6 protein-coding genes are annotated in these 16,440 nt (G+C 53.1%); 3 read left to right on the top strand and 3 right to left on the bottom strand.

The window, feature by feature from the left end:
- Nucleotides 1–11 precede the first annotated feature (11 nt).
- Complete coding sequence (locus tag CYQ09_RS00455; RefSeq protein WP_106743446.1) at nt 12–1,757, bottom strand: diflavin oxidoreductase; 1,746 nt, start codon at nt 1,755–1,757, stop codon at nt 12–14.
- 3 nt (nt 1,758–1,760) lie between these two features.
- Nucleotides 1,761–7,223, bottom strand: a complete 5,463-nt coding sequence (locus CYQ09_RS00460; protein WP_106743447.1) for a glutamate synthase-related protein — start codon at nt 7,221–7,223, stop codon at nt 1,761–1,763.
- Nucleotides 7,224–7,461: 238 nt separating this feature from the next.
- Between CYQ09_RS00460 and CYQ09_RS00465 the strand changes: the two genes are divergently transcribed.
- The 3 genes from CYQ09_RS00465 (at nt 7,462) to CYQ09_RS00475 (ending at nt 12,088) form a co-directional block, all read left to right on the top strand.
- On the top strand, nt 7,462–7,974 hold the full coding sequence (locus CYQ09_RS00465) for a hypothetical protein (protein ID WP_106743448.1): 513 nt from the start codon (nt 7,462–7,464) through the stop codon (nt 7,972–7,974).
- A gap of 66 nt (nt 7,975–8,040) precedes the next feature.
- A complete protein-coding gene (locus tag CYQ09_RS00470; RefSeq protein WP_106743449.1) occupies nt 8,041–8,514 on the top strand; it encodes a tRNA (cytidine(34)-2'-O)-methyltransferase in 474 nt (157 codons plus the stop codon).
- A gap of 112 nt (nt 8,515–8,626) precedes the next feature.
- Complete coding sequence (locus tag CYQ09_RS00475; protein WP_162617500.1) at nt 8,627–12,088, top strand: hypothetical protein; 3,462 nt, start codon at nt 8,627–8,629, stop codon at nt 12,086–12,088.
- A gap of 75 nt (nt 12,089–12,163) precedes the next feature.
- Here CYQ09_RS00475 and CYQ09_RS00480 read toward each other — a convergent pair whose 3' ends face one another.
- The gene (locus tag CYQ09_RS00480) at nt 12,164–16,381 is read right to left on the bottom strand and encodes a hypothetical protein (RefSeq protein ID WP_106743451.1); all 4,218 of its coding nucleotides are present in this window, start codon (nt 16,379–16,381) and stop codon (nt 12,164–12,166) included.
- Nucleotides 16,382–16,440 lie beyond the last annotated feature (59 nt).

Below are 16,440 nucleotides of genomic sequence, written 5' to 3' on the forward strand. Positions count from 1 at the left end.
TTGGTGCGCCTTTAATAGACGTCCCGCACATAGCGTTTTTCACGCTTAAGGCGGTTAACGTAGTCTGTTGCCGCCTCGGGGGTCATGCCACCCTGGGTTTCGATGATGTGATGCAGCGCTGCGTCAACGTCCTTTGCCATATGGGTGGCGTCGCCGCAGACGTAAAAATACCCGCCTTCTTCAAGCTGCGCGTAAAGATCTTTGCCGTTTTCGGTCATCCGATGCTGAACATAGATTTTTTCGGATTGGTCGCGCGAAAAGGCCAGATCAAGCCGCGTTAGCAAGCCGCTTTTGCTGAATTTTCCGATCTCGTCTTCGTAGATAAAGTCGCTTGTGCGGTGCTGATCCCCGAAAAAGAGCCAGTTCGCACCGGTAGCCCCACGCGCGTGCCGTTCTTGCAAAAATGCGCGAAATGGCGCGATGCCTGTGCCGGGGCCAACCATGATCATCGGGACGCTGTTGTCTTCTGGTACCCGAAAGCTTTTGTTGGGGGACACGAAAACGCCAGCCGTTGATCCTTGTGAAACCAAATCAGAAAGGAACGTAGAACACACCCCACGGTGCGGTCGATTTTCATACATCCAGCGTACGGCGGCAACGGTCAGGTGGACCTCTCCGGGGTTTGCATTGGGGCTGGACGAGATCGAATAGGCCCGGTGTTGAATAGGCTTAAGCCATCCCAAGACCTGCGCGGGGTCAAGTACAAGGTCAGGCTTGAGGTTTAGCAAATCCAGCGTGTCCTTGCCCCACAAAAAATGCTCAAGCGCTTCTTTATCGCCGTTTGAGATGACGTGGCTCAGTTCGTGATCCGCGACCAAGGGTTCCAAGGCGCGGATCAGGTCACGCGATGGCGTTGTGATTTCAAATTGCGTGCTCAGCTGATCACCAATGGCGGTTCCATTAACATCTGTTTCAGCGGAAATACCCAAGCGATCCAGCCAACCTTGCACAAGGTCAGGGGCATTGATCGGCATCACACCAAGCGCATCGCCCGCTTCGTATTTTAGGCCGCTGTCACCCAGATCGAAACCGATGTGACGAATTTCCTTGGCGGATTTCGTACCCGACAGGACGCGGTTTTCAATCATTTTCGCAGCATATGGGTTTTTGCGACCCCAGCCGGATTTCACGGGTTTAGGGGGCTGCGCCGCAACAGGTGCGGCGGTGCCGGCATCTGGGATCGTGTTCGCAACCCATGCTTCGGCGGCGTCTTCGAAATCGACATCACAGTCGACCCGATCCGACAGACGTTTCGCCCCAAGCTGTTCAAGGCGCGTATCGACCAATTTTCCCGCTTGGCAAAATGCATCATAGCTAGTGTCGCCAAGCGCGAGAACACCGTAATTTAGGCTTTCCAAACGTGGGGCGGTACTGGCTGACAAGGCATCCCAGAACTGATGCGCATTGTCGGGCATTTCGCCTTCGCCATAGGTGGAAATGATGACGATCAGGTTTTGCATTGCCGCAAGTTGGTCGATGCTGATGTCGTCCATTTCTGCGACGCGGGGGGTGAAACCTTTGGTACGGGCCAGATTTGCGGCGCTTTCGGCAACCGTTTCTGCATTCCCAGTTTGTGTGCCAAAGATGATGTCGATCGGTTTGCTTTCGACGACCGCTGCCGCAGGTGCGGCCTGACCGGCACCTGTTGCCAGTCGCGAATGTAACCCGGCAAAGAAACCGCCCAGCCAATTCTTTTGCTCGCCAGAAAATGGTGCGTCATGGGGGATATAGGGGACTTTGGTGATGGTATCGTTCATTTTCTACTCCGCAGGGACCCGCGCCAAAAGGTCAGGCAGGGCGTTTTCAGCAAACAGTTCATCAAAGCTAGGGATGTGGCCCAAAGCGGCCCGGTTTTTGGCGCTTTGGTGCATGATCCATGCATAGGTGCCAGGGCTGTCCATGCTTAGGATGTTGCGCATGCTTAGCGCGCGTTTGAAATCCGACAGCCGTTTGTTCGCAACAAGTGCGGCAAGCCCCGCGTCATCGTAGTCTTCGACGGATTTCTTGGCGTATTTGGCAAGCGCAGACATGACGCCGAAATCTTCGGTCAGGATCAGATTTCGGGCGGCTTTGTCACGGGCAATACGGTCGGCCCCGCCAACCCGCTTTGTTGCGATGACCTGTGCCTGTTCCAGCACAATGTAACTGGCAAGAAGGCGGAACATTTCTGGTGTGTCCATTTCTCCGTAGGCTGGCAGCGCGCCACGGTGCACAGGCCGCCCTTTTTTCCAAGCGACCTTGAGCTCGGAAATTTGATGCGCGGCAAGCGCTGTGGAGAGTTCGTCGATCAGGTCTTTGCGCGACCGCGCCGCAAGGATGGCATCAGCATCCTGATATTGCAGCAACGCCTTTGGCATGATCCATGCCATGTGGTTGCGGGTTGTTTCCCAGTCATTGAGCAGGTCACGCCCAATGGCCGAACCGGTTGCGTTAATGTGCCACGACAGCATCTGCTTGATCGCGTCTTCGTGGATCGCAGCATGGTCAGACCCATCAACCAGCGTGCCCATCAGAACGGAATCATGGCTGATCATATCGGGAAGTCTGTTTTCAGGATCGAACTGATAAGCAAACCCGCCTGACATCCCGTTGCCATAGCCTTTGGCAAAGCCGCCTAAGTTCAATATCGCGCCGTTGGTCATGTATTCCGCGCAAAAATCACCGACACCTTCGACGACGGCTGTTGCGCCTGAATTACGTACGGCGAACCGATCCCCAGCTTGCCCTTCGATAAAGGTACGGCCGCCGGTCGCGCCAAATAACGCAAAATTACCAACAAGAACGTTTTCCGCCCCTTCGGCACCGCCCGGGCTTTGTACGATGATTTCGCCGCCTGATGCGCCTTTGCCGACGCCATCGTTACATGTGCCCGTGTGGGCCATGACCATGCCGTCATTGCAAAATGCACCAAAGCTTTGCCCCGCAGAGCCGTTGGTTACGATCCGAACGCTGTTGTGATCCAAATAGCGGCGACCGCGTTTGTCTTGGAATGCCGCCGCTGGAAGGTCTGGCAGCTCGTGGTTCAGCATCCGTTCGATATCAATACCAAGCTGCCCGCCAACTGTTTTATTTCGGTTATTCAGAGGGGCATTCGGGCGCAATTCAATCTGCTGTTCACCGCCGTCAATCAATCGTGCCTTAAGTTGATCCAGCAAAGCATCATCGACCGAAAAGTCTTTTTCCAAATACACAGGGTTATCGACCGGGTTTTCTGGAACGCGGGTCAGCATCGCACGTAGGTCTAATTTGCCTACCGACGCCGGATGATCCAGTAGATGCAACAGGTCAGTACGCCCGCGCGCCTGTTCCAAGGATGTTAGCCCCAGACCCGCAAGAATTTCACGGACTTCATGGGCGATGTTCAGCAAATATTGCGCAAGTGCGCGTGGATCGCCGTCGAATGCTTCGGCGTTTGTGGTCAGACCTGCGGGGCATTTTACGTTGCAGTTCTTTGCCATCACACATTTTAGCATCATCAAAGCGGTGGTGCCGAATTCAAAGCTGTCACCACCAAGCAACGCGCCTTTGACGACATCAGACCCAGTTTGCATTGCGCCTGAACAGCGCAACATCACCTTTTGCCGGATACCGTTGGCGCAAAGCGCCTGATGGACTTCGGCGATACCGATTTCCGCAGCGCGCCCGGTATATTTAAGCGAAGTCACTGCCGCAGCGCCTGTTCCCCCGGTGCCGCCAGCGACGTTAATGACATCTGCACCCGCTTTTGCGACGCCCACGGCGATGGTTCCGATGCCTTCGGAGCTGACCAGTTTGACGATAACGCGCACGCGTGCGGCCTTGGCATCGTGGATAAGCTGGCCAAGGTCTTCGATGGAATAGGTGTCGTGGTGGGGCGGCGGCGAGATAAGCTCTACCCCCGGTGTGCCGCCGCGTGCAGCGGCGATTTCGACGGTGACCTTTGGCGCTGGCAGTTGACCGCCTTCGCCGGGTTTCGCGCCTTGGCCGATTTTGATTTCGATTTCTTCGAGGTTAGGGTCCGCCAGATATCCGGCCCAGACACCAAAGCGCCCTGAAGCGAATTGTTTGATCCGGCTGGAACGAATGGTGCCGTAACGGCTGATATGTTCACCGCCTTCGCCAGAGTTGGACATCCCGCCAACCATGTTTGTGCCATGGGCGACGGCCTCGTGGGCCGAAGAAACCAAAGCCCCGTGTGACATCGCACCAGAGGCGAGCCGACCAGTAATGTCCGATGCAAGCTCAACTTGGCTCAGTTCAATGCGGTCTGGGGCTGTCCGCAGCCGCGATAAATAGTCAAACGCCATGCCGCGCGCCGCAACTTTGAGCACGCCTTTGGTGATGTGATGGCCTTCGATGTCGGGACCAAACCGGTCTACCAAGGTCGTTGCCAGCACATCCAACCGCCCGATATCCCCGGCCTTTGGTCCTGTGAGATGCAGCAGGAATTCGCCGTCATCTAAGGGTTCGCACCGCAGCCCACGGATCACGAAATTGCGGTTTCCTGCGCGGTTAAACAGCATCATCTCGCGCTTCATTTCTTGGGTGGTATCAAGAAACGTAATATCCGCAGGGAAAGCCAAAACATCGCGCAAAGCGGCCGGGCGGCGGTGCCGTTCTTCGGTCATTGTGCGGCTAAACGTGCGGTAGCCAGGGGTGATTTCAAAGCTGTTAATTTGGTCTGTGGTTAGTTTTTCAAATGACGTGTTCACATAGCCCGCATCATCAATACCAAATGCGTCGTCCATCTGGCGCAGCGTCAACAGACGCAATGGATCGGTTTCGCTTTCGGCCTTGGCAAAGCTGATGGGCTCTTCGGTCAGGTCCACAAACCCACGCACAGCCGTGGTGCCGTAACTATGGCCTGCACCTTCAGAGCGTTCTTTGAACAAACCAAGGATTGGGATGTCCTTGTCGCTTGCGACATTGAGCGCACGTTCGTGCCAATCGGCGACTGATTTGGCCACAACGTCAAACCGGACACCGCCAACTGGCGTTTTCATGTTTGGTAGATATTTTGCGAAAACCGGATCGTTTGTATCAAGAAAGTTAGGTTCAAAGAATTCGCCGCCGGAATAGCTTTCGACGGTACATAGGCCAACTTTACCCATGGTTTTCATCAGCGCTTTTTCGGCCGCTTTTTTGAATTTACCATAGGCAATGGCCGCGTCGGTTCCGAACAGTTCTTCGGCGCGCATCCTGACAGACAGCGGATAGACAGCCGCCGCGCCAAAGCCCAAAGCACAGGCGATGTGATGCGACGAACAAATTTGCCCGCTTTCGACAACTAACGATACCTTGAAACGCACACCTTCTTGGATCAGGCGTTGATTGATCGCGGAAACGGCCAATGTCATCGGCAGCGGCGATTTCGCGCGGCACAGGTGACGGTCAGTTAAAATAGCGATGCCACCTTGTGTGCGCGCGAAGTCGACAACTTGGTTGGCCACGTCGTCAATAGCGTCAATAAGGGCGGTTTCATTGGCAGCGGCGTCACTGAAAACCGGCGTGTACAGCGTATCAAAACGCGCCCAAGGGGTGTCTTTTTGCGCTTTGATCTTAAGCATATCGATCATGCGCAAGACCGGCGAATTCACCACAATCTGACGTGAACGGCTGTGGCCAAGGTGCGGTTTTTCACCAAGCGCGACCCGCAGCGTCATCCCGTCAGATTCGCGGATTGAATCAAGCGGTGGGTTTGTGACCTGTGCAAAACGCTGGCTAAAGTATTTCGCAACGCCGCCTTCATTGTCAGACAATGCGTTGATCGCATTGCCGTATCCCATTGCGGATACCTTTTCGACCCCGGTTTGCAGCATTGGGTCCATCAGGAATTTGAAGCTTTCCTGATTGAGCGTGTAACCAACGTAGCGGGCAGGGCGTTCCAAGTCGCCTTCATAGCGGCCTGCGGCCTCTGCCGGGTTACTCTCGGAGTGGGGAAGATCGTCAATGTTGATCTGTGCGGCGGCCAACAGCGCGGGATAGTCTTTGGCCTTGGCTAGCATTTCTAGCGCTTCGGTGGTTTCGTATGTTCGGCCCGTGCTGTGGTCGAAATAAATCATCCCACCTGCTTCGACGCGGCCACGGCGCAGCACGTCATTGGGCGGAAAGTTAATCTGCCCCGCCTCTGACATGACGGCAAGATATTCACGTGTTTCAACCGAACGCATTGGCCGCAAGCCAAGCCGGTCTAGCCGCGCCCCGATCAGGGTTCCATTGCCAAACACAAGCGCGGCGGGGCCGTCGTTTTTCTCTTCGGACAGAGAGAAATATTCAAGCATGGTACGCACTTGGGGGGACAGGCGCGTGTCATTTTCCCATGCGGGGGGCATCATGGCGACAACGGCTGTGATCAGGTCGAGCCCTTCGTCGTAGACACGAGAGTTCAGAGTCTGATCCAAGCGGCAGCTATCAGATTGCCCTTTGGGGCGCTGAATGGATTTGTTGCGGGCGAGCGCAATTGCGGCCTCGGACAGTCGGTTCTTTTTATCTGTGTTCAGCTCTCCGTTATGCGCCATGAGCCGAAATGGCTGGGCCATTGATGGGTGCGGATCAGTATTGGTCGAAAATCGCGTGTGGAAATACATCGTGTGAACCGAGTGTTCAGGGTCGGACAGGTCCTTGAAATAGGGGATGATTTCCCATGAATTTAAGCGACCTTTGAAAACCTGCATCCGCGATGACAACGAAAGCGGGTATAACCCATCAAGTGCTGGTTGGGTGTATGCGTCGGCTTCGATTGCTAATAATACTTGATGAATACGGCGATCAAACGTGTCTTGCGGCATTCTATCGGGGGCCGCGAAAATCCATTGACGCACCAACAATTGATGTTTGACAGCGCGGTCGCCGATTGCACTATTGTCGACGGGAACATCGCGGCTGTGCAGGACTGTCATGCCCTCGGCCAGAAGCGCGGTTTCGATCAGGGTGTTCGCCTGTTCATGTTGCGCAATATCCACCGGCAGAAAGAAATTCCCAACGCCAAATTGCCCAGCTGATAGGGGCTGACCGCAAAGTTTGCTAAAGAAATTCAGCGACAAATCAACAGATATGCCTGCCCCGTCGCCAACGCCTTCGGATGACATGCCACCGCGATGCGGCACCGCACACAAGGCTTCGTGCCCACGCTTCAGAACGTCATACGTCTGCTGGCCATCTTTTCGGGTCAGGAACCCAACGCCACATGCGCTGTGTTCAAGTGTTGGATCATAAAGACCGTATGTCGATGGATTGACCTGCAAGCCGATCTCCCAAAAGTCAAAGAGTGCGCAAAGGGTTAACTTTACGGCACAATGATTTATGTGGTGTCTGGCTATTCGCTGGATCGCTTTGAAAGCGTGAAATGTCGATAAACGTCAAATCCCAAAACTGCAAGAATATGAGATGAAAATTCGTGTGGCGGCGCGAATGAATGCACCGGGCCACTATCAATTTCTGCCGCGTAGCTTAAGGGAGGTTGGATATTAAGGAGAATGAACGATGGAAACTTCACAAACTGTGCCGGAACTGGTTGCGGCTGCGCAGGCCGATGCAAAAACGTCCCAAGACAAGATTGTAGCGGTTCGGGAACATTTTGAAGGCTCCGACGGATCAAAGGCACAAGTTGAAGACTTGCGCGCCGCCTATGTTGCGCTTGAAGCTGTTGTTGTGGACACGTTTACGTTGTTCGAACGGCAGATGCAGCACCACTTTAGGCGCGGACCGTTTTCGCGAAAACTAACAGCAGCGTTATCGGATGCTGGGAAAGCCGACCTCGCGGAGCGGGTGCATCAATACTATCTTGCGGTGAATGTGCTGAAACATGGTAAGGGCGCGAGCTATCGTGAACTGCTTGCTGCGCCTTCTGGAATTATCCATGTCAGACCTGCTGAAATTTCGTATCAAGATGAAGGGCCGGCACCTTCTGGGTTGATTGATATTGGTGTTCCGGGATTCTTTGACGGGCTCGCGGCGACGCTTCTTGAGGCGTATCAGTTTTTGGAAAATCGCTAGTGCTGTGAACGCATTAGAATAGTAAAGCGGCGTCTGCGCCCCCAATTAAGAAAGTCCACTCATCCAATGGCTGATCCATGCATGAAAATGGTGTTGGTAACACCTGAAATTCCTTACAATACCGGCGCTATTGGGCGGACAAGCGTTGCTTTGAATCTCGAACTGATCTTAATCAAACCCTATGGGTTTTCCTTAGATGAAAAAGCCGTGCGGCGTGCCGGAACGGATTATTGGAAACATGTAAATCTGACGGAATATGACAGTTGGCAGTGCTTTTTGGATGATCAAAAACCATCGTTAGATCAGCTTTTCTTTTTCGAAGAACACGGGTCGCAAACGATCTATGATCCCGTTTACCCGGAGGATGCCTATTTGGTATTTGGATGTGAATCCAAAGGGCTACCGCCCGAGGTTTTAAATGGCATGGACGATCGGATATTCAGTTTGCCGATGCTTGATACCCGTGTGCGATCGTTGAATTTGGCCAATGTCGCCACTGCTGTCATCTATCAAGCAATGCGCGGCCAGTTGGGCGGCTGAAAACAGCCGACAACGAATGTGTGTCACATCCGTGTCACTTAAAGATCGTCACCTTTGATCAACCCCAAGTGGTTTTGTGATGCAAGGCCACGCAGATCAAAAAGGTGCCCCCATGCCCAACGTTAGTGCGTCCACCCCATCGAGTGCAGTTGACCCGTCTTCGGTCGATCCAGATAACATTGCGGCGTGGGAAGATGCCCAAGAACAAGCCAAAGATGCAGGTATTCGTTGGGAACGTCCGGCGAATGACAGGCGCACAGCGCAAGAAATCGTTGATGACAGCCCGCTGTTAAAAAACCTTGGCAATCAAAGCGGTGTGCGGGATGCGCTGGAAAAGCGGGTTGGTGGTAAGATTGGTGTTGACGCTGATGCCACCTATCGCGCGGCGCAGGTTTTGGAGCATATCGAACGTTTTGATGCCAAAGGCGATCGTCAGGTTGGCGGCGGCGTAGGCGATGATAAAATCAATGGTTTTAAGAAAAGCGGTGATGCGGTTCATGGAACCGAGGCAGGTCGCTTACAAGATTTCGGCAAATACGGGTTTTCGCACCTTGAGGGCGAGTTGCAGCATATCACGACAGCTGCCGAAGACCCTGTTGCGCGTGAGCAGGCAGAGGCGCTTGGGATTGTGTGGGAATTGCCAGATGGTGATACCCGTAGTGCGCAAGATATTATCGATGACAATCCGCTGCTGCGGAACCTAGGCACGCAAAGCAACGTCAAAGAGATGCTAAAAGAACGGGTTGGCGACTTTGAAAATGATGCAGATGCTGCTTATCGCGCGGTACAAGTTTTGCGGCATGTTGAACAGTTTGATGGCGACGGAAACCGGATCGCGAACACCGACATCGGGAACGGCAGGATTGACGGTTTCACGAGCAGCGACGAAGCGCGGAATGGAACCGAAGCAGGGCGCCTGCAAGACTTTGGCAAATATGGGTTGTCCAATCTGAAAGGCCAAATTCGACAGACGTCAAAGGCTGCAGACAACACGAAGGCACAGGAACTGGCTGCCGCGCTAGGGATTCAATGGGAACGCCCCGAAGGCGATCAACGCAGCGCCCGCCAGATTATTGACGATGCCCCGTTACTGAAAAACCTTGGTAACCAAAGCGACATTAAAACAATGCTGAAAGAGCAGGTCGGCGATTTCGAAAACGATCCTGATGCGGCGTTTCGTGCGGTTCAGGTTCTAAAACACATCGAAACCTATGATGATGACGGGAACAGTACCGGCGGTGGGAACGTCGGCAATGGAAGCATCGATGGCTTTGGCAAAAGCGGAGAGGCAAAGCACGGCAGTGAAGCTGGGCGGTTGCAGGATTTCGGAAAATTCGGGTTCTCAAGCCTTAAAGGTGAAATGGAGGATGTGATTACTCCTGCAATGGACGCCAAAGAAACCAAAGAACGCACGGATGCTGTGAACGCTGCACGCGAGGAAGCGGGCCTGCCGCGCTTGGAAGAGCTTGACATCGCGGCATTGGATACAACGGAAAAAGACAAAGACGGTAATGTCCTAACGGTTACCGAATTGGCATGGCAGACTGTTATGGCCGATTGGAAGGCTGGTATCGACGACGGGTCGATTGCGGCGGATGACGACCGTGCCAAATTGTTTCGGGCGCTTAAGGCTGGGTCGTATCTGGATGATGGTGCAGGGGTGTTTACCTTGAACATCAGCACAGGTGTCGATGTAGAACCCGTGCTGGGCCGCGATTTTGAAGACATCATTGATGAAACCAAAGTGAACGACACAATTGCTGAATTGATGAGTTCGGAGGCTGTATCGGCGGATATTACAGAGGCCCGCGAGATCGCGTTAGGCAAGGTTGAAGGCGGCGCTGATATTGTCCAAGACCTAAAGGATATGGCCTTTGGCGCGGATTATGTGAAAATGATCCAAGACCTGATTACTGATGGGAAAGATCAAGTCGCTCAGGATGATATCACAGCAACCTATACGTCATTGTTGGCGGCCGATCCCGACGCAGCGGCAGAGTTCGCCCAAAACATGGAGCTGAATTCCATGACGATGGAGCTGGACAGCCTGATGGCGGACCCCAGCATGATTAGCGAAGAAAACCTGACCCAAGCGGGTACTGACCTTGTTAAAGTGTTCCTGACGCTAATCAAAAAAGGCGGGCTTGATCTGGGGCGGCGTGGTGCCGAGGCCGAAAAATTCTTTACCGAGATGCTGGGAAATAAAAAAACCGCCAAAGATTTCAGTGCCGCACTTCAGGAACTGGGTGCGACTTATTCTAAGACAGGCACTGTGACAGAAAAAGACGTCGATAAGGTGCTAGGTAATGGCAAATATAGCAGCCTAGAGGGATCGACCGTTCGTGCCGTCTTTAATGACCTGACCAAGAAAGGCATCATCGGATCATTGGGGGGTGCGGTGTCCCTGATTTCAGCGATTTATCAACTGTCTGGTAAGGGTGGCACGCTGGCCGACACCCCAGAAGAACGATTGGCGATAGCCAAGGATTTCATCAGCTTTATCGGGTCGGGAAAACACTTTGCTGATTTGGCGAACAACATCATCGGCGACTACAATAAAGAGGTCAAAGCCTATAACGAGAATATCGACCGCGAGTATGAAAATGCAGGACGCCCTGCGGACCAAGACCCGGACGCCAAAAAGAAGTCTCCAGCTAAGCCACTGATTGGAATGGATAAGACTCTTGATGATTTGCTCAAGGCCCCGTCCGAGGTCACCCACGGCGAAAACCGGGATATTCGTGCGTTTGAAGCCGCATTTGAAAGCGCGATTGATAGCGCGTCAAAGGGCGATACCTACAAAAGCACCGTCATTGACATGAGCGATGCTGAATACGGAAAACTGGTTCAAGGTATCGAGCAAGGTTATCAGCTGCGCCCCGAAGTCAAAGGGCCGGATGGCAAGCCAGCTTCTGGTTTCCACAAGGCCGCCTCTGCGGCGCTGGTCGTGATGAGCGCAGGCGCGGATACTTTTGCAGGGGCCGCCGATATCGTGATTGGGGCGCTGACCATCGAAAAAGGTTTGGCCAAAGGGGATGATGTCACCACATCAAAGGGCGCACTTCAGGTTGCGGCTGGTGGGTTCGGGCTTGTCGGGGGATTTGCGTCATCTTTGGGACTGGTGAAAGGGCTTAGCTTTATTAAATCGGCGGCTGCGCCATCATTCTTTATCTCAGCTATCTTGTCGATTGCGACGGTTATTCCGGACATTCTAAACGACATCAAACGGACCAAGCAAATCACCGGCTATCGTGAAGACATGCAAGACTTTTTTAAACAGTTAGACGCAGACGGGTTGTTGACAGAAGATGGGTTAGACAAGTTCCGTTTTCTGGATGCCTATATGGCTAACTATGGGCAGCGGGATGCGCCCGATGGGATCAGCCTATTTGATTATCGCCGCGATGAAGTGGCGCATTTCCTTGAGTATTGGGAAGGCGAAAAAGGCGCGGCAGCACGGGACCGCGGACAGTTTTCTTCTGGGTTCGGATTGGACGAAGATAACCACAAAGATTATGGTGGCGATGGTGATAACCTATCGTCCGATCTTGAAGGTACCGGTGGATTGTCGTGAAAATTACAGAGCCAGCATCGCGTCGCGATTGCTGGCTCTTTTGATGTTATCCGTTATGGATCGCGCGGCGGTCTGCTATTTTAGATAGTAGTTTTCGTCGTTCCCTGCGCCACCTTTGAACATTTTGTCTAATTCCGCTTCGGCTTTGGCGTGCTTTTGTCCTTGCAACGCCATTTTGCCGATGGTCGCCACAGCAACGACGGCCAAACCAAAGCCAGTCATAATCGGGAACAGAGGTCCGCTGAGTGCCGAAACTTCGAGAACGCCACCAATCCAACCAGCGGCACCAAACCCGCCTGACAATGTCAGACCAACCCCGGCCAAGGTATCAAGCGTACCCATTTCATATTCGCCCGCGCTAAAGTCGTTATACGCGGCGTCATAATTCAGGCCTGCGTACAGCAAATCCCCAATTGGCGCGAGCCCAACAAGCACCTTTAGGAAATAGGCGGCCCCCTTGGATGACGTTGCTTCGACCAGCCTTCCTACGGCTTCGTCGCCGCCATTTTCGGAGATTTCAGCGATTTGTTCGTGTACCAGTTCAGGGTTTGAGAGCGCTTCCTCTTCTGTGATGGTTTCTAGACCATGCTCTTCGCGCAGGCCGCTGACATTGAGTGCTTCGTTCAGGTCGGCAGTCATATCGGGATGCATGTTTTCGATGCCGTCAGGGGTTGGAACGTCAAAATCCAGATCGGGATTGAATGCGGGAATTGGATCAAGGCCTGCGTCTTCGAATATCTGCGATATTTCCTGTTCGATGTCGTCGACGCTGACGGTAGTGTTTTCAGGAAAATAGTCTTTGCCAAAGAAATCAGTAGCGAATTGATCAATATCTTCCACCGTGGACAAATCAATGGCTTCGTAATTGATCGGCTCTCCTCCGACGCCCATTGTATCGCGGAACCGTTCGATCGCGGCATCAATTGCCGCCTTGCCCTTTGCGTTTGGAGCAGCGTTTCTAATGTCCACCATTTCCATTGGGGTGATGATGCCATCTGCCAGGGCTTCATCGACGATTTCGGGGATTTTGCCACCGAAGGCTTGCTTGACGGACTGATAGAAATTTTGTGTCGCCGCGATAAGATTGCGGGCCTTTGGAGCAATACCAATGGCCTTCCAGAATGGTACGCTGCCTGCGATCTGACCTGTCATTGAAAATGCATCAGCCACAAATAGCAACTTTTGCTGAGGGGTTAGTTCTTGGCCACCCACGTTGCGGAAGTTAGCAAAAAAAGCGACCCCAGCAAGGACAGTCCCGAATACGCCAAGCGCTTCAGAGGCTTTGAGCTGGGCAACTATCTCTTCTCCGGCGTTCGCTTCAGCCGTCGTAAGATCAGAATGGTTATTGAACAACTCGCTAAGTTCGCTTGGCTTTTTGCCGCTTGTAAAGAATTCGGCGATTGCTGTTGCCACGCGTTCCCGGCTTTCTGTGCTTAATTTTTCATAAGCCCCAGCAAAGCTGCCGACGGTCCCGTTCGTGATACGCGAAATAGAAAGCGATCCAGTCAACATCTGTTCGACGTAAACGGTCAGTTCTTCGACTGTCATGTTTTCAAGATTGGTTGGGTCCAGAATGTCGTCCAATGTGCGACTTGCCTCGGCACCACGTAATTCGTTTGCCTTCTTAGAGTCGAACATGCCCACGGTGTCGATCAGGTTTTTGACGTATCGTGCACGCACGCCGGGTTCCAATTGATCCAAACGGTCTTGGACTTCTGCATGGCTCAGAATGTCTTCGACCTCTGCAACAACTTGATCGCCTGTTTTACCCGTAACTTCGCGACATACGGTGTCTTCGATCCGTTCTTGGATCGCGACGATTTCGGGGTCGTCCAACAGGGCGGCGATGTCTTTTTCCAGCTTGTCCTTGTCGACCTTGCCTTTGAATTTCGGTTGATCCGCATTGGCATACATGTGGATGAGATTGTGCAAAATTTTGGCTTTTGAACCTTTTGGCGCTTTGTCCAGCTCTTCGTTCAGCATTTCATGGGCTTTGGTGCTGATTTCTTCGCGGTCATCCAGCGACAGGGGCATTGCGGGCAGGTCGTCAGGCGCGCCTATCCCGTCGCGCGGAATGTCGCGTTTGTCCAGCCCAACAGGAATGCCATCAATGTCAGCATGGCCGGTTAGCGTGCTATACCCGTGATCAATAAAGTCTTGGAAACGGCCCGCTTCGGTGCCGTGTTTTGCTTCTGACTTTGGATCGTTTCGATTGGCGCGCGTAAAGCCGTTGATCGCGCCGTTATGCACGTCTTTGCCAGTTAGCCGGTTCCCGTCGGCATCAAAGTATTCGATATGGTTCAAAACGGCGACCGCCCGGAATGCGGCATCCGGGTCGTTTTCAAAATCACCAACCCGCCGTTTGAGCGCTTGTTTATCCTTGTCCGACAGATTGGCGAGGATTGGATTGTCTTCGATGATGTCCTTGGCGGATCTATCATCGCCGGTTGGCCGGACGGATTCTGCGGATATTTCGCCATGTATTCGGGTGTGTTCCGGGGGCTTTGTATCCTTTTTCATCCCGTGGATGGTCGCGTCATCCCCGTGCAGGGTCCGAAAGCCATTGTTGCCAAAATCCTCTAGTCGCTGTTTGCGGTATTTTGGATAGGCAGAGGCCGCTTTGCTTCCTGTACGCTTTGCGGTCGGGACAAAGTTACCGTTAGCGTCGAAATTACGAATGTGGTTCAGGACAGACACCGCCCGATAGGCCGCGTCTGCATCGTTTTCAAAATCCCCGCAGTGCTTTTTGAGATAAGATTTTTCCTTGTCGGACAGATTTTTCAGCTCTGGGTTATCATTGATGATCTGCTTGGCCGAGCGCGGATCGTCATCGGGGCGGGTGGTAAAGCGATCAAGCCCGCTGTCGGCGACATCGCCGTTGTATTTGCCATCGGCTGCGGCGTCGCCTTTAAGTGATTCAAACCCATATTTGATGAAATCCTGAAACCGGCCCGCTTCGGTGCCATGTTTTGCTTCGGATTTTCTGTCATTGCGGTTGGCACGTGTCCAACCGCTGATCGTGCCGTCACCAACCTTGTCACCAAACAGTTCATTGCCGCTTTCATCGAAATGTTCGATTTGGTTGATCACAGATGAGGCCCGATAGGCCGCGTCCGCATCGGTTTCGAAATCACCGACAAGATCTTTCAACGCGTCTTTGTCTTTCTTAGACAGATTAGCGAGCGATGGGTTGTCTTTGATAATATCTTCGGCGCTACGGCTGTCGGCTTTGGGGCGTTTGGTATTTTGGTTCAACCCATTGCTGGCCTCGCCATTAACGGGCCGACCTTCGATTGGGATTTTATCGTCAAAGGCACTGAAACCTTCGTCTAAAAAATCTTCGAACCGGGCGGCTTCGCTGCCGCCTTTGGCTTTGCGGTCAATATGTGCGGTGAACCAAGCATAGAATGGAATTGTTGAATCAAAATCGAGTGCTTTGTAATAGCCGTCGATCTTACCATTGCCAGTATCCCCATTATAAAGCGGGGTGCCGTCAGCGCTGTAATTCTCAATCATGTTGATGACAGCAACCGCGCGATAGGCGGCGTCAGCGTCATTTTCAAAGTCGCCGACTTTTAGTTTCAGGCGCTCTTTGTCGCCGGGGGCAAGGTTTTTTAATGTTGGGCACGTGTCGATGATGTCCTGAGCAGAGCGGGTATCGCCCTCAGGCCGCACGGTAAATCGATCCAATCCATTGGCGGCTTCGTCACCGCGCGGCTTACCATCGGCGGCGGTGTCGCCCTTAAAGAACGAATAGCCATATTTGGTGAAATCCTGAAAGCGCCCGGCCTCTGTGCCGTGCTTTGCTTCGGATTTGCGATCATTGCGGTTGGCGCGTGTCCAGCCGCTGATGGTACCATCGCCCACACTGTCGCCGGTGATTTCTTTGCCGTCTTCGTCGAAATGTTCGATGTGATTAATGACAGATGATGCGCGGTAGGCGGCGTCGGGATCATTGTGATAATCACCGACCTTTTCAGCCAACGCTTTTTGGTCTTTTGCGGCAAGATGCGCGAGCGTGGGGTTTGATTTAATAATCTCTTCTGCGGAACGGTCATCGCCGCGGGGGCGTTTCATATCAGGGCCGAATTTTTGTTCGCCGGGTAGGGGGCGATCATCAACCGTAGAGGGCTTGGGGTGCTTTTTGAGAAATTTAGTAATGTCGGGGGTTTCCCCGGCTTCGGTCTTTGGAACTGCGACCCCCAAAACAAGCTTTGTGATAAATGCCGATTCTAGCGTTACTTCGCTGGGATCAAATTTTGATGGTTCGTCGCTTGTGATGGAATTCGCCATGTCTATCTCCTTGTACGATCTTAAGAAGAATAAAGACGGCGAATACCTATGGTATCATA

Origin of the sequence: Yoonia maritima (genome assembly GCF_002933395.1) — a bacterium.
Taxonomy (GTDB): domain Bacteria; phylum Pseudomonadota; class Alphaproteobacteria; order Rhodobacterales; family Rhodobacteraceae; genus Yoonia; species Yoonia maritima_A.

Bases quoted from the DNA above. Each gene is read 5' to 3' on its own strand.
- CYQ09_RS00455 (WP_106743446.1), bottom strand. From the start codon at position 1,757: ATGAACGATACCATCACCAAAGTCCCCTATATCCCCCATGACGCACCA.
- CYQ09_RS00465 (WP_106743448.1), top strand. From the start codon at position 7,462: ATGGAAACTTCACAAACTGTGCCGGAACTGGTTGCGGCTGCGCAGGCC.
- CYQ09_RS00470 (WP_106743449.1), top strand. From the start codon at position 8,041: ATGGCTGATCCATGCATGAAAATGGTGTTGGTAACACCTGAAATTCCT.
- CYQ09_RS00475 (WP_162617500.1), top strand. From the start codon at position 8,627: ATGCCCAACGTTAGTGCGTCCACCCCATCGAGTGCAGTTGACCCGTCT.
- CYQ09_RS00480 (WP_106743451.1), bottom strand. From the start codon at position 16,381: ATGGCGAATTCCATCACAAGCGACGAACCATCAAAATTTGATCCCAGC.